The 14,746-nt window shown below is 57.2% G+C and carries 12 protein-coding genes; 1 reads left to right on the forward strand and 11 read right to left on the reverse strand.

What is annotated here, in order from left to right; all coding sequences use genetic code 11:
- Positions 1–30 precede the first annotated feature (30 nt).
- Both ftsX and ftsE read right to left on the reverse strand, forming a co-directional pair.
- On the reverse strand, positions 31–948 hold the full coding sequence (gene ftsX / locus ACFO1S_RS07970) for a permease-like cell division protein FtsX (RefSeq protein ID WP_204602885.1): 918 nt from the start codon (positions 946–948) through the stop codon (positions 31–33).
- Positions 938–1,624, reverse strand: coding sequence for a cell division ATP-binding protein FtsE (gene ftsE, locus ACFO1S_RS07975; protein WP_204602884.1), 687 nt, complete (start codon positions 1,622–1,624; stop codon positions 938–940). Before ftsE ends, ftsX begins: the two co-directional genes overlap by 11 nt.
- A 248-nt stretch (positions 1,625–1,872) precedes the next feature.
- Here ftsE and ACFO1S_RS07980 point away from each other — a divergent pair, with 248 nt between their 5' ends.
- Positions 1,873–3,357: a VanW family protein gene (locus tag ACFO1S_RS07980; protein WP_204602883.1), complete on the forward strand. Its 1,485-nt coding sequence runs from the start codon at positions 1,873–1,875 to the stop codon at positions 3,355–3,357.
- 117 nt (positions 3,358–3,474) lie between these two features.
- Here ACFO1S_RS07980 and argH read toward each other — a convergent pair whose 3' ends face one another.
- From argH to prfB, 9 genes are all read right to left on the reverse strand, one after another.
- A complete protein-coding gene (argH, locus tag ACFO1S_RS07985; RefSeq protein ID WP_204602882.1) occupies positions 3,475–4,890 on the reverse strand; it encodes an argininosuccinate lyase in 1,416 nt (471 codons plus the stop codon).
- A gap of 147 nt (positions 4,891–5,037) precedes the next feature.
- Entirely contained in the window at positions 5,038–6,276 is a 1,239-nt protein-coding gene (locus tag ACFO1S_RS07990) for an argininosuccinate synthase (protein WP_204602881.1), read from the reverse strand.
- A gap of 476 nt (positions 6,277–6,752) precedes the next feature.
- Positions 6,753–7,712 (reverse strand): ornithine carbamoyltransferase, encoded by a 960-nt coding sequence (gene argF, locus ACFO1S_RS07995; RefSeq protein ID WP_378126567.1) that lies wholly within the window; start codon positions 7,710–7,712, stop codon positions 6,753–6,755.
- Between the two features lie 62 nt (positions 7,713–7,774).
- Complete coding sequence (locus tag ACFO1S_RS08000) at positions 7,775–8,965, reverse strand: acetylornithine transaminase (RefSeq protein WP_204602880.1); 1,191 nt, start codon at positions 8,963–8,965, stop codon at positions 7,775–7,777.
- A 39-nt stretch (positions 8,966–9,004) separates the two neighbouring features.
- Positions 9,005–9,796 carry an acetylglutamate kinase gene (argB, locus tag ACFO1S_RS08005; protein WP_204602879.1) on the reverse strand — a complete coding sequence of 264 codons (792 nt, stop codon included), beginning with the start codon at positions 9,794–9,796 and terminating at the stop codon, positions 9,005–9,007.
- A 16-nt stretch (positions 9,797–9,812) separates the two neighbouring features.
- Entirely contained in the window at positions 9,813–11,042 is a 1,230-nt protein-coding gene (gene argJ / locus ACFO1S_RS08010) for a bifunctional glutamate N-acetyltransferase/amino-acid acetyltransferase ArgJ (protein WP_204602878.1), read from the reverse strand.
- Between the two features lie 30 nt (positions 11,043–11,072).
- The gene (argC, locus tag ACFO1S_RS08015) at positions 11,073–12,125 is read right to left on the reverse strand and encodes an N-acetyl-gamma-glutamyl-phosphate reductase (protein WP_204602877.1); all 1,053 of its coding nucleotides are present in this window, start codon (positions 12,123–12,125) and stop codon (positions 11,073–11,075) included.
- Between the two features lie 297 nt (positions 12,126–12,422).
- Positions 12,423–13,337, reverse strand: a complete 915-nt coding sequence (locus tag ACFO1S_RS08020; protein WP_204602876.1) for a YitT family protein — start codon at positions 13,335–13,337, stop codon at positions 12,423–12,425.
- A 236-nt stretch (positions 13,338–13,573) separates the two neighbouring features.
- Positions 13,574–14,693 (reverse strand): peptide chain release factor 2 gene (gene prfB / locus ACFO1S_RS08025; RefSeq protein WP_378126569.1). Its coding sequence is split into 2 segments (ribosomal slippage): positions 13,574–14,614 and positions 14,616–14,693, totalling 1,119 coding nucleotides; the frame shifts between segments, so codons are not numbered across the junction.
- Positions 14,694–14,746: the final 53 nt, after the last annotated feature.

A 14,746-nucleotide genomic window follows, 5' to 3' on the forward strand; every position in this document is an offset into this window, starting at 1 on the left:
CCCTCGTTCTCCATTCTCTGTTGCTTATCCTTAAACTCTTAGATATCTGCGGACGGAAATCGTGCTGCCAAAAATTCCTAGAAGCGTTCCCAAAGCCAAAAGCGTTCCTCCGACCATGCTCCTGACTTCGTCCATGCCTGCAAATTGCAGCATATACAGGCCGACTGTCGCGCTGGTCGATTCAACGAGCTGCGAATATCCGAAGAGCAGAATCAACGCGCTGAGCAGCGAGCCGAAAAATCCGATAATCGCCCCTTCGATGAAAAAAGGCCAGCGGATAAAGCTGTTGGTCGCGCCGACGAGCTTCATAATGGCGATTTCCCGACGTCTGGCGAGAATGGTCATCTTAATGGTCGTAGAGATCAGGAACATGGCCATCACGGTCAGGCCGAGCACGATCACGATTCCGATATTGCGCACTGCGTTGGTGATGCTGAACAGCTTCTCGATCGTGTCTTTGCCATACTTGATCTTCGCGATCGACTTGTCGGGATCGGTCAGGTTAATCGCTTCAATCTGCTTGGCTATGTAAGCGATCTGCTGCGGATCGAAGGCTTCGATCTCGAATGCGTCGGGCAGCGGGTTGTTCTCCTTGTCATAGCCGTCCAACGCTTCCTTGCCCTCATCCCCCATGCTCTCGCGGAAGCGATTCAAGCCTTCCTCCTTGGAGACGAAGGTGACGGACTTCACTTCCGGAATCCGCTTGATCGAGCGTTCGATCCCTTCCGCCTTCTCCTTGGCCGTATCGACCTGGAGATATACGTTGATCTGAACCTGATTGTCCAACTGATCCGCCAGCTTGTTGACGTTCAAAGCCAGCAGCATAAATATGCCGAGGATAAATAACGAAACGGCGATGGAGCTTAAGGAGGCGAATGTCATCCAGCCGTTACGGCCGACGTTCTTTAAGCCTTCGCGCAAATGCCGGAAGAGAGTGCTAATTTTCATAGCCGTACTCCCCTCTCAGCTGATCCCGAACGATCTCGCCGCGCTCGATGGCGATCACGCGCTTGCGCATGGTGTTTACGATTTCTTTGTTATGCGTGGCCATCACGATGGTCGTACCGCGAAAATTGATCTCTTCCAGCAGGTTCATAATTCCCCAGGAGGTCTCAGGGTCGAGGTTGCCTGTAGGTTCGTCCGCGACGATGACCGCGGGGTTGTTGACGATGGCCCGGGCGATGGCGACGCGCTGCTGCTCTCCCCCTGAGAGCTGCGCCGGCAGGCTGCCGGCTTTGTGCTTCAGCCCCACAAGCTCCAGCACTTCCATCGTGCGGCGTCGGATAAGACGGCTAGGGGTCTCGATCACTTCCATGGCGAACGCTACATTCTCAAAAGCCGTAAGCTTGGGAAGCAGCTTGTAGTCTTGGAAAATAACTCCGATGTTGCGGCGGACGAACGGAATTTTGCGATGCTTGAGCTTTCCTATATTAAATCCGTTAACCGATATTTGGCCTTTGGTCGGGTATTCCTCCCGGTAGATCAGCTTCATGAACGTGGATTTGCCCGCTCCGGACGGACCCACGATATATACGAATTCATTCCGGTCGATGACGACGTTAATGCCATGAAGCGCCGTCGTACCGTCTGCATAGGTCTTCGATATGTCCTGCATTTCAATCACGCATTATCACTTCCTGTTAAGATTCAGACTTTAGATACTTCGACATCATGCCCGATATTCCTCTCTCTGTCGATGGTTTCCGGGGAGAATTGTGTCGACATGACCGAGACAATCCTATACCCTGTCTGGGTTCGCGGAATTTTTTGAGAATTTTTTAATGTAGCGGTACAACAATTTGGACGGCAGATCGTATATGTATTTAGGAACATTTGTAAAAAAGGTATGATTTTCTGAAGGGGCGGGTCGCCATGAAAAAAATAGGTCTAATCACGATGATCATCCTGTTGATGATGGTCGGGGCCGGCGTAGGCAGCGCAATGAGCTACGGCAGCGACGAGGCGCTTCCGGAGGAGTTCAGCGTAGGAGGCTTAGCGCTCGGCGGCTTGTCCCCCGATGCGGCGATTGTAAAGCTGAACTCGCGAATCTCGGAGCTGGAAGCGACTCAGGTAACCCTCGATTCGAACGGCTTGAATCTATCGTCGGAATCGAATGCCAGCGCTGGTGTCGCCGTGCTGTCGCTTAAGGAATTAGGATTGGACATACAGGCCGAGGAAGCGATTCGGGCAATCGAACGCCATCGCGGCTATTCCTGGTGGGAACGGGCGAAGCAACGGATTCAGGGAATGCCAAGCGAATCCTACGGCATTAACGTCGCCTGGGATGAAGCGGTATTATCCCGAACCGCCAATCAGGCGTGGGGAAGCCTCATTCAGGAGACGGGAGCGAATGCGACCCGAACGATCGACGAGCGGGATACCGTCGTCTACAAGCCGGAACGGATGGGGCGGCGTATCGAGCTGGAAGGCGCCATTCGGGAAATCCGCAAGCTCGCGCCCGCCTCTCTCGCCGATACCGGAGGAAATCAGGTTCATCGGGTCGAAGCGGCTGTTCTGGAAGTCCCTCCGGAAATCACGGTCGCTCGTCTGAAGGAGGACGGCCTGGAGCGCAAGCTTGTGGAGTTCACGACCTCCTTCGCCACCAGCGGCGAGGGTCGCTCTCACAATGTGACGGCAGCCGCGAAGGCTTTGAACGACACCCTGCTGAAGCCTGGAGAAGTATTCGAATACGGCAAAATCGTCGCGAAGGCAGAGAAGGAATACGGCTATAAGGAAGCTCCCGTCATTCTCAAGGGCAAGCTTACTCCGGGCATCGGCGGCGGCATCTGCCAGGTTTCGAGCACGCTGTACAATGCCGCTCTGCTGACCGGGCTTGAGATTGTCGAGCGGCGCAACCATTCCCTGCCTGTCAGCTACTTGCCGCGCGGTCTGGACGCGACGTTCGCGGATGGCTACGTCAACTTCAAGTTTCGCAATTCGACGGGCAAACAGCTGCTCATTCGTACGGTCGTCAGCGACAAGACCGTCACCGTCAAGCTGTTCGGAACGATGCCGGACAACGTATCGTATCGCACGGAAACGGCCGAGCTGAAAGTGAATCCGCCGAAGACGCAGTTCGTCGCCGACCCCGCCGTCACGCCTGGCCAGCAGAAGCTGGTTCAGAAGGGCGCCAGCGGCTACGTCGTCGAAGCCTTCCTGATCAAGAGCGTCGATGGGATCGTTGCGGAGCGGAAGAAACTGTCCAAGGATACGTATCGCACTCAGGATACGCTGATCGCCGTTCATCCGGACGATCCGCGGCTGCTTCCCAATGGCAGCGGGAAGATCCCGCAGACGGACCGCAGCGAGACACCTCCGTCCGGGGAACCTAGCAGGGAGATCATAGAGCCGATATAATCAAAGCCTTCGGATCGGGATCGCCCGGACAGCAAGATTATCCCGTTCCGATATTAAGAAGAAGCGCGCCCCTGAAGATTCCGGCAGGGCGCGCTTCTTTATGCTGAATGATCCGGTTTACCGGCTTCTTTCCTCGTATTCCTCGACCCATGCCGCCGTGCGGGAAAGCCCGGCTTCCGCGCGCGCGATGGCGGCCTCCACTTGCGGAGTTGCCGTGCCGCCGTAGACGTCGCGGGCGTTGACGACGGCTTCCGGCTGAAGCACGGCATAGATCCGGTCGTCGAACAGCTCGGAGAATTGCTTGAACTCGTCCAGAGTCAGATCGAGCAGGAACTTGTTCTGCTGGATGCAGTACAGAACAGTCTTGCCGATGACTTCGTGCGCTTGGCGGAAAGGCAAGCCCTTGCCGACGAGGAAGTCCGCAATGTCCGTCGCATTCGAGAAGTCCTGGTCGACGGCGCGCCGCATCTTGTCCTTGCGCACCTTCATCGTCTCGATCATGGAAGCGAACAGCTGCAGCGCTCCTTGCAGCGTTTTGACCGTGTCGAACATGCCTTCCTTGTCTTCCTGCATGTCCTTGTTGTAGGCAAGCGGCAGCGACTTCAGCACGGTCAGCAGGCCGACGAGGTTGCCATAGACGCGGCCGGTCTTCCCGCGGACGAGCTCCGGCACATCCGGGTTTTTCTTCTGCGGCATGATGCTGGAGCCGGTGCAGAAGGCGTCATCGAGCTCGACAAACTGGAACTCGGTGCTGGACCAGAGAATCAGCTCTTCGCTCATGCGGGACAGGTGCGTCATGATCAGCGATGCCCCGGCCAGGAATTCGACAATGAAGTCGCGGTCGCTGACGGCATCGAGGCTGTTCTCGTAGACGCGGCCAAAATTCAGCTGCTCCGCCGTAAAGTGGCGGTCGATCGCGAATGTCGTGCCGGCCAAAGCGCCAGCGCCGAGCGGCAGCGCGTCGACGCGCTTGTAGCTGTCCTGCAGGCGCTCGATATCGCGGCCGAACATCGAGACGTACGCCATCAGGTGATGTGCGAACAGAATCGGCTGCGCCCGCTGAAGATGCGTGTAGCCCGGCACGATCGTGTCGAGGTTTTGTTTGGCTTGTCCGATCAGCGCCGATTGAAGCTTGCGCAGCATCTCTACGAACTCGACGACACGCTTGCGAAGGTACAGGTGCATGTCGGTGGCGACTTGGTCGTTGCGGCTGCGTCCCGTATGCAGCTTGCCCCCGACCGGTCCGACCTCTTCGATCAGCGCCTTCTCGATGTTCATGTGGATGTCTTCGTCGGCGATCAGGAACCGCTGCTCTCCGCTGCGGATTTTCTCGCGCACCTTCAGCAGACCCGCTTTGATCGTCTCCACGTCCTCGGCCGGGAGAATGCCGCATTTGCCAAGCATCGTCACGTGCGCCAGGCTACCTTGGATGTCCTCTTCGGCCAATTCCTTGTCGAACGTAATCGATGCCGTATATTCTTCAACCAGTTGGTCCGTTTGCTTCGTGAAACGGCCTCCCCACAGCTTGCTCATTTATCGAATACCCCTCTCTTCTGAAGAACTGCTCCGAACGGCAAAAGGGGAGCGCCGCGCGGCGAAGGTGCCTCCCGTCATGGCCCCGGCTGACGGGGGATGGTTCGGCAGGCTTCGGGCGCGGTTCTCCCTTTTGCTCTTTATCGATTAAATGCCGGAAGCCCCGTTGACGCCGGAAGAAACCTTCAGGCGAAGAGCGTTCAGGCGGATAAAGCCGGTAGCGTCGCCTTGATCGTACGCTTGCGTAGGATCGGCCTCCATCGTCGCGATGTGCGGGTTGTAGAGGCTGACCGGGCTTTTCAGTCCGGCGGCGATGATGTTGCCTTTGTAGAGCTTCAGGCGGACGGTGCCCGTCACGTTATTCTGGCTCTCGTTCACGAGCGCTTGGATGGCCAGACGCTCAGGCGCAAACCAGAAGCCGTTGTACACCAGGGTGCTATATTTGGAGATCAAGGAATCGCGGAGGTGCATGACGTCGCGATCCATGGTCAGGGACTCAATCTTGCGGTGAGCGGCGAACAGGATGCTGCCGCCCGGCGTTTCGTACACGCCGCGGCTCTTCATGCCGACGAAGCGGTTCTCGACCATGTCGACGCGCCCGATGCCGTGCTTGCCGCCGACTTCATTCAGCTTCTCCATCACGTCCAGCGGGCTCAAGCGTTCGCCGTTGATCGCGACGCAGTTGCCGGCTTCGAAGTCGAGCTCGATATACTCGGCTTGATCCGGAGCTCTCTCCGGCGATACGCTGAGCACATACATCTCCTCGACCTCCGGCGCGCTCGGATCGAACCAAGGGTCCTCCAGCATTCCGCTTTCGAAGCTGATGTGCAGCAGGTTGCGGTCCGTCGAGTACGGCTTGGCGGCCGACGCCTGAACCGGAATACCGTGCTTCTCGGCGTAAGCGATCATCTCGGCGCGGCCCGGAAAGGCTGCGCGGAACGCTTCGTTGCGCCATGGCGCAATGACTTCGATGTTAGGCGCCAGGGCCGCGGCCGTCAGCTCGAAACGAACCTGGTCGTTGCCCTTACCGGTCGCGCCGTGCGCGATGTAGGTTGCGCCTTCCGCTTGCGCGATCTCAACCATGCGCTTGGCGATGAGCGGACGCGCGATGCTCGTGCCGAGCAGGTATTGTCCCTCGTACAGGGCTCCCGCTTGGAACATCGGGAAGATGAAGTCTTTGGCGAACTCCGCGCGGAGATCGTCGATGTACACTTTGGAAGCGCCGGTCTTGAGCGCTTTCTCCTCGAGGCCGTCGAGTTCGTCCTTCTGGCCGATGTCCGCGGTGAAGGTGATGATCTCGGCGTCGTACGTTTCCTTCAGCCACGTGAGGATGACCGAGGTGTCCAGACCGCCGGAGTAGGCGAGCACGATTTTGTTTTTTGCCATGGGAATGGGTAGCTCCTTTGAAATCAATATCGTTCGTAAATGGGGTCTCCCCTTCGCTCGGGAGGGCTTGCCGCTGATGCGATGGCGCTCTGCCTCGGTGGATTTCCCATCCGCTCAGAATTGTCGGATTCGTCCCTGCACCGTTCTCCCATCCGCATAGGCGCCGGAATTCGGTTGCTGCCACCGCCCTCCCATTCGCTCAGTGCGCCGGGATTCGGTCATCAAAGACAATTGCAAAAACTGCAACTAACTACCGAGTTCTAGCTACCGTTAAACAGAATAGATGCAATTCATACAACTCTATCCGACGAAACGTCTGAGCAAAGGGCAATCCGCCGTAATTAGTTGTACAAAATACAATTCATGCGCCACATGACACCCGGAGGCGATTAATTAATTGTACTCTATACAACTAACACCTGTCAGAGTACGCGATTGGCCTTGAAGAATCGGCCTATCCAACTTCCTTCCGCAGCTTACATAATTGCGGCCATGATCGCTTTCTGAGCGTGAAGACGGTTCTCGGCTTCGTCGAAAATGACGGAGTTTTTGCCGTCGATCACGCCTTCGGTGACTTCCTCGCCGCGGTGGGCGGGCAAGCAATGCATGAACAGGTAGTCCGCTTTAGCGTATTTGACGAGTTCCTCGTTGATCTGGTAGTTTTTGAACGCTTTCTCGCGTTCCTTCTGCTCTTCCTCGAAGCCCATGCTCGCCCACACATCCGTATAGACGACATCGGCTCCTTCAATTGCTTCCCGAGGATCTCTGAGAATTTGGACGCTGCCTCCGGTTTCGGCCGCCGCTTCCTTGGACGACTGGACGGACCGCTCGCTTGGATCATAGCCTTCCGGCGACGCGCTGGCGAAATTCATCCCCAGCTTGGCCGCGCCCATCATCAACGAGTGGAGCACATTGTTGCCGTCGCCGATGTAAGCGACCTTGAGGCCTTCCAGCTTTCCCTTGTGCTCAAGGACCGTCTGATAGTCGGCCAGCGCCTGGCACGGATGGGATTGGTCGGACAACGCATTAATGACGGGAATCGTCGCTCCGCGAGCCAACTCCACTACATTGCGGTGTCCGAAGGTACGGATAATCATGCCGTCGAGGTAACGCGACATAACCTGTGCCGTATCCAGTATCGTCTCGCCGCGTCCCATCTGAATGTCGTTGCGGCTCAGGAACAGAGCCTGACCGCCAAGCTGGTACATGCCGACCTCGAACGAGACGCGGGTACGCGTAGAAGACTTTTCAAAAATCATGCCCAGAGATTTGCCCTTCAAGGGCTGATAGATCTCGCCGGCTTTCTGCTTCCGTTTAATATCGATAGCCAGATCGAGCAAATACCGAATTTCTTCCGGCGAGTAATCCACCAGACCGAGAAAGTCGCGGCCCTTCAATTGAATGGCGAGCTGTTCCAGATTCGCTGCCGTAGTCAAGGCTGCCGCCTCCTTTAATAGTAAGATACAACGCCCTTGCGCCTTCGCGAAGAACGGCTGATTTAAGAACTAACGGGCTTGGCGGCCGCTTGCTCCGCAAGCACGGTTGCAATCAGACCGACTGCCGTATCGATCTCTTCGTGCGTAACGAGCAGATTCGGAAGCAGTCGAATGACGTTGGGACCGGCCGGTACAACCAGCAAGCCCCGCTTGTGCAGCTCCGCGATCGCTTCGGCGGAAGGCCCATGGCATAGGATGCCGACAAGCAGTCCCTTGCCGCGCACCTGATCGACGTTCGGCAGCCCATCCAGCTTCTCGTGAAGCTGCGCCAGCAGGTAATCTGCAGCCTCAGCCGCGCGCTCGACAACATTCTCCTTAAGCATCGTCTCGATCGTAGCTGCGACTACCGCCATCGCAATCGGCGTGCCGCCGAATGTCGTCGCATGCGCGCCAGGCACGAATGCGGGGCTCACGTGCGCCTTCGCCAGCATCGCGCCGACAGGGAAGCCGCTTCCGATGCCCTTGGCCAAGGTGAAGATGTCAGGCTCCACATCGTAATGCTCGTAGGCGAACAGCTTGCCTGTACGCCCCATTCCGGTCTGAACCTCGTCGAGGATCAGCAGCAGGCCATGGCGATCGCACAGAGCGCGCACTCCCCGCAGGAAGTCCGGATCGACGGGGATGACGCCGCCTTCGGCTTGCACCAGCTCCAGCATGATCGCCGCCGTCTTGTCGTTCACCGCCGCTTCGAGCGCCGCCAGGTCGTGCAGAGGCACGTGCGCGAACCCTTCCGGCAAAGGCAGGAAGCCTTCCTTGACTTTGTCCTGTCCCGTTGCGGTCAGCGTTGCGAGCGTTCGTCCGTGGAACGACTGGTTAAAGGTAATTACCTCATAACGGTCGTTGCCCTTCAGCTTCTGCTGATAGCGACGGGCAAGCTTGATCGCGGCTTCGTTCGCCTCTGCGCCGCTGTTGCAGAAGAACACCGCGTCGGCGCAGCTATTGTCGACCAGCAGCCTTGCCGCCTTCTCCTGGTTCGGATTGCTGAACAGATTGGACACATGCCAAAGCTGGTCGAGCTGCTTCACCAGGGCATCCTTGACCGCATCCGGCACATGGCCAAGATTGGTTACCGCCAGCCCGCTCATGAAATCAAGGTATTCCTTCCCTTGATCGTCCCACAGCCGGCTGCCCTTCCCCTTCACCAGCGTAATGGGATATCTTGCATACGTCGAGAACATCGCGCTTTCACTCATTCGTATCTCTCCTTTATCCGCCGAATCTCCTTGGCCTCTCTAGGCTCTGACGATTCGGGTCCCAATGTCGCCTTCCGCGAGCGCCCGGCTTAGTACGCGTTCGATGGAGCCGTCCACGATCAGCACTTCCTTCACTTGGCCGTGCAGGCAGCTCATAGCGGCTCGCACCTTCGGAATCATGCCGCCGTAGATTTCCTCCGTGCGAATCATCTCTTCGATCTCCGCGAACGTAACCTGAGGAAGCACTTGTTTCTTCCCGTCCACGCTGCGCATAATGCCCGGCACATCGGTCACGACGATCATTGTATCGACGCCGAGAGAAGACGCGACCGCTCCTGCCGCCGTATCTGCGTTAATATTGTACCGCTGACCGGCCTCGTCGATGCCGATCGGGGCGATCACGGGCAAAAAGCCCAAGCCGATGATGCCTTCTACCATCGCCGCATTCACGCCGGTAACGTCCCCGACAAGACCGACCTCGTTCGCGTTCTCGACCGGCTTTGCCAGAATGAGCTTGCCGTCCGTGCCGGAGAGTCCGATCGATTGCGCTCCGTTCTGCTGCAGCTTGCGAACGATCTCCTTGTTGATGCGTCCCGCCAGCACCATCTCCACGACATCCAGCGTCGCCTCGTCGGTCACGCGGAGTCCGTTCACGAAGCGGCTCTCGATGCCCAGCTTGCCTAGCGTTTCGTTAATGGCGGGTCCTCCACCATGCACGATAACCGGCTCAACGCCTTGCGATTGCAGCTCGCGCAAATCCTGAAAAAATACGTCCGGGAGCGCCGCGAGCGTGCTCCCCCCGCATTTCATGACGAATCGTCGTTTGCTCATGTCCCTCTTCCTCTCCTTACGTCCGATACGCAGCGTTGATACGCACGTAATCGTACGTCAGATCGCAGCCCCAAGCCGTAGCCTGCCCGCTGCCCATGTTAAGGTTGACGTGAATGCCGACGGTATCGCCCTTTAAGTAAGCCAAAGCCAGCTCCTCGTCAAAAGGAATCGGACGGGACTGCTCCAGAACGACAATCTCTCCCAAGCGGATATCGACCGTAGCCACGTCGACCGGCTGTCCGGCACGTCCTACGGCGGCAATGATACGTCCCCAGTTGGCATCCGCGCCGTAGACAGCGGATTTCACGAGACTGGAGCCGATAATCGTCTTGGCGATCGCTTGCGCGGCTTCGTCGCTGCTCGCGCCGACCACCGTCGTCTCAATCAGCTTCGTAGCGCCTTCGCCATCCCGCGCGATCGCCTTGGCCAACTCCGCGCACACATGACGCAAGCCGTCCGCAAACGCGGCGAAATCCGGATGCTCGCGGGTAAGCTCGTTGTTCTCGGCCAAGCCGCTGGCCATTGCGACCAGCATGTCGTTCGTGCTTGTATCGCCATCCACCGTAATCATGTTAAAGCTCACGTTGGTCACTTCGCGAAGCACCTCTTGCAGCAGGGAAGATCCGATGAGCGCATCCGTCGTGACGAAGCCGAGCATCGTCGCCATGTTCGGATGAATCATGCCGGAGCCCTTCGCCGCCCCCGCGATCGTTACGGTTCTGCCGTCAACGTCCAGCGTCACGCAGCTAACCTTCTTCACGAGATCCGTAGTAAGAATCGCCTGGCAGAAATCATCCGAGCCTTGAGCGTCGCTTCTCAGCTTGCCGGGAAGCTTCTCAATGCCGGCATTTACCCGGTCCATCTTCAACAGCTCGCCGATGACTCCCGTGGAGGCCACCGCTACCTCATCTGCGCCGACGCCGAGCGCCAGCGCCGCGTTCGCCTGCATCGCGCGGGCGTCCGCTTCCCCCTGCGCTCCCGTGCAGGCGTTGGCGTTGCCGCTGTTCACGATAACCGCGCGGAGAACGCCGCCCTTGTCCAGCGCTTCCCGCGTGACCAGAAGCGGAGCCGCTTGGAATAAATTCGTCGTATATACGGCAGCGGCAGCAGCCGGAACCTCGCACGCAATGACCCCCAGATCGTGGCGCTCCGTCTTCTTCAAGCCGCAATGAAGACCTCCCGCCTTAAAGCCCTTAGGCGTTGTTACGCCGCCATCCTCCACGATCTTGTAGCTTTGTTTTCCCATGATTGTCGGTTCGTTCCTCTCGTCCGTATATTAAGGGTACACCGGCGTGAATTGAAGCCCGAGCGTCTCGTCCCAATTCATGAGCAGGTTCAAATTCTGAATGGCTTGGCCAGCCGCGCCCTTCACCAGGTTGTCAATGACGGAAATGAATGTCACGCGACCGGTTCTCTCGTCGACCGAGAACCCGATGTCGCAGTAGTTCGTGCCGTAGACCTCTTTCGTCGCCGGCCAATGCCCTTCCGGGCGGACGCGCACGAACTTGCGTCCTTCATAGAACTGACGGTACAGCTCCACGAAGTCCGCGCTCGATCTTGGCTCCGTCAAGGTCGCGTACATCGTTGTCATGATGCCGCGGGTCATCGGCACGAGGTGAGTCGTGAACGTCGTCACGACCGGACGCCCCGCCGCCTCGGACAGCACTTGCTCGATCTCCGGCGTATGCTGGTGCTTATTCACCTTGTAGGCTTTGAAATTTTCGTTGATCTCGGAATAGTGAGCGCTCAGATTCAAGCCGCGACCCGCGCCGGAAACGCCGGACTTCGCGTCGATGATCAGGCTGTCGGGATTAACCCAGCCCGCCTTCACCGCCGGATACAGTCCAAGCAGCGCGGAGGTTGTAAAGCAGCCGGGATTGGAAATAAAGTCCGTCCGGGGCACCTGATCTCCGTACACTTCCGCCAAGCCGTACACTGCCCGGTCTATCAGCGCCTTGTCGGCAGGCTCGTGCTTGTACCATTGTTTATAAACATCGCCCGACTTCAATCGGAAATCGCCGGACAGATCGATCACCTTCAAGCCCGCTTCAAGAAATTGCGGCGCCAGCTTCATGCTTACGCCATGCGGCGTAGCCAGAAATACGACATCCGCCTTGTCGCGAATGGCTGGAATATCGAGTCCGTCCAACAGATCCGTGCGAATCTCCGTCAGATGGGGGAAGCCCTCGGCGATCGGAGTCCCTGCGGTCGAGGAGGAGATCACGGAGGTGACCGTTACGTTAGGATGAGATTGCAGCAATCGGATCAACTCTACTCCGCCGTAGCCGGTGGACCCGACAATTGCCGCGCGAATCAGCTTTGCATTCATAAGGATATTCCCCCTGCGTATAAAAAAGTATGGCTTGTATAACGCATTGCCTCCGCCATGCGCGGAGCAAAAACCATCCTCAATTGTAACGGATTACGTTGGCGAATGAAAGAACGGATGTGAAGATGGGGCCGAATTTGAAATATGTATTATTATACATCCGAAGTATTATTTATTCAATGGCCGTTTAAATATAAGTTTATCCCTCATCGCTATGCCCCTATCGGCTCTTTTCCCGCATATCGGGCTGTCTCCGGGCAGGTGATCGGCTTCGTCTGTCGGTCACTTTCGCCGGCTCTATTGAAACCGATCTTCGTGAAAGCCCTCCCCCAGCACTTCGGCTGCGTTCGTGATGATCACGAACGCGTCCGGGTCCGCATCGCGAACGAGCAGCTTCAGCCGGACCACTTCGTTCTGTCCGACGACTACCAGCAGAACCGGACGATCGTCGCCTGTGTAGCCGCCCACCCCTTGAAGCCTTGTCAGCCCCCTGTCCAGCTCGTGAAGGATGGCTCCCGATACGCGGTCGGGGCACTTGGAGATGATAAAGGCGGCTTTGGAGGTTTGCAGTCCGGACTGAATCAGATCAATGGTCTTGCTCGTCGTAAACAAGCCGATCAGCGCATACAGCGCGTTTTCGAGCGAAATGAACAACCCCGCCGACAGAATCACCAGACCGTCGAGCGTCGCCACCGCCAAGCCGAGACGCAGACCCAGCACTCGATGTATAATTTGCGCCGCGACATCCAGTCCGCCCGTCGATCCTCGTCCGCGAAAAACAAGTCCCAGGCCGACGCCGACTCCCAGACCACCGTATAAAGCGGCAAGGAGCGGATCGTGAGTCGGCGGCGTCCAGTGAGAGGTCAACAGCACAAACAAAGGCAAGCACACCGAGCCCACTGCCGTTTTCATGCCGAAATGCTTGCCCAGTACAAGCACCCCCGCGATGAAAAGGGGGATGTTCAATGCCCACTGCGTATAGGCGGGGGGAATCTGCGCAAGCGTATATATAATGACGGAAATACCGGAGATGCCTCCTGAAGCGATCTGATTCGGCAGAAGGAACAGGTTAAAGCTGGCCGCAATGAAAAAAGCACCCAGCAGCATAGAAATATAACTGAAGATCGTATATGTGCGCTTAGAGAATCGCGGCGATCTTCGCTTGTTCGGAAGAGTTGGAATCAAGGTCGCTCTCTCTTCATTCTGGACCATGGCGTGAACCTCATCTCGCTTTAATCGGTTGGCATCCCGCGGCTTGCTTGTTCTCCGGTTGAAGAAGCCATGAGACCTCATCTTTCATTATATACGGAAAGCTTAGGATTTACAGATGGTTGCGGAGGCAGGGACGCCTCCTCCGATTCCACGCAGAGGGGCGCCTCACTCGCTTAATGACGCAAAAGAACCTCCTGCGCAAGATCGCGCAGGAGGTTCTGTCGGAATTACAAGGCTTACTGGACTTCCTGCTTGATCTGGCTGCGCAGGTAGCCGTCGATGAAAGAGCCGATATCGCCATCCATCACCGCGCCTACATTCCCTGTCTCAACGGATGTCCGATGGTCCTTGACCATGCTGTACGGGTGAAAAACGTAAGAGCGGATCTGGCTGCCCCAGGCAATCTCCATCTGCTCGCCGCGCACTTCGGCCAGCTCCTTCTGCTGCTCTTGAATCTTAAGCTCGTAGAGCTTGGACTGGAGCATCTTCATCGCCTTCTCGCGGTTCTGAATCTGCGAGCGCTGCGTCTGGCAAGCGACGACAATGCCGGTGGGCAAGTGGGTGATGCGAATAGCCGAATCGGTTTTATTGATATGTTGGCCGCCCGCTCCGCTGGAACGATAGGTATCGATGCGAAGATCGTCCGGACGGATGTCGACCTGAATCTCGTCGTTGATCTCCGGCACGACATCGCAGGATACAAAGGAAGTATGTCGTCTCCCCGAAGCGTCGAACGGAGAGATTCGCACCAGTCGATGCACACCCTTCTCCGCCTTCAGGTAGCCGTATGCGTTGTGGCCTCTCACTTGAATCGTTACGCTCTTGATACCCGCCTCGTCGCCGGGAAGATAATCCAGCAACTCAACCTTAAAGCCGTTTTTCTCCGCCCATCTCGTGTACATCCGGTACAGCATCTGGGCCCAATCCTGCGACTCGGTGCCGCCGGCTCCGGGGTGAAGCTCAAGGATCGCGTCCAGCTTGTCGTAAGGCTGATTCAGCAGCAATTGCAGCTCGAAGGCGTCGACTTTGGCGGAAAGCTTCCCTACACTTTCGTTCCACTCGCCCGCCATGGACTCGTCGGCTTCCTCTTCCAAAATCTCCAGCATGTCTTCGAGATCGCGGCATTCGCTCGCCAAGCCTTCGTACTGATCGACAACCGACTTGATGGCGTTCATCTCTCCGATAAGGGATTGCGCCTTCTCGTTATCGTCCCAGAAATTCGGATCGCTCATTTTGACTTCGTAGTTCTCGATCTGTTCTTTCTTCAGATCTAAGTCAAAGAGACCCCCTAAGTTGCTGAAGTCGCTTCGCATTCGCGCGAAGGTCTTGCTTAACGGAAACATCTAGCTCGAACATCGTTGAATCACCTCGTCGAAATCTTGTGCCGGCAACGCGGCTGCGCCTCGTTG

It is taken from the genome of Cohnella boryungensis, from assembly GCF_042651945.1.
Classification (GTDB): Bacteria; Bacillota; Bacilli; order Paenibacillales; family Paenibacillaceae; genus Cohnella; species Cohnella boryungensis.

Coding starts and splice junctions, on each gene's coding strand:
- ftsX (WP_204602885.1), bottom strand. CDS start 948: ATGAAAATTAGCACTCTCTTCCGGCATTTGCGCGAAGGCTTAAAGAAC.
- ACFO1S_RS07980 (WP_204602883.1), top strand. CDS start 1,873: ATGAAAAAAATAGGTCTAATCACGATGATCATCCTGTTGATGATGGTC.
- argH (WP_204602882.1), bottom strand. CDS start 4,890: ATGAGCAAGCTGTGGGGAGGCCGTTTCACGAAGCAAACGGACCAACTG.
- ACFO1S_RS07990 (WP_204602881.1), bottom strand. CDS start 6,276: ATGGCAAAAAACAAAATCGTGCTCGCCTACTCCGGCGGTCTGGACACC.
- ACFO1S_RS08000 (WP_204602880.1), bottom strand. CDS start 8,965: ATGAGTGAAAGCGCGATGTTCTCGACGTATGCAAGATATCCCATTACG.
- argB (WP_204602879.1), bottom strand. CDS start 9,796: ATGAGCAAACGACGATTCGTCATGAAATGCGGGGGGAGCACGCTCGCG.
- argJ (WP_204602878.1), bottom strand. CDS start 11,042: ATGGGAAAACAAAGCTACAAGATCGTGGAGGATGGCGGCGTAACAACG.
- argC (WP_204602877.1), bottom strand. CDS start 12,125: ATGAATGCAAAGCTGATTCGCGCGGCAATTGTCGGGTCCACCGGCTAC.
- ACFO1S_RS08020 (WP_204602876.1), bottom strand. CDS start 13,337: ATGGTCCAGAATGAAGAGAGAGCGACCTTGATTCCAACTCTTCCGAAC.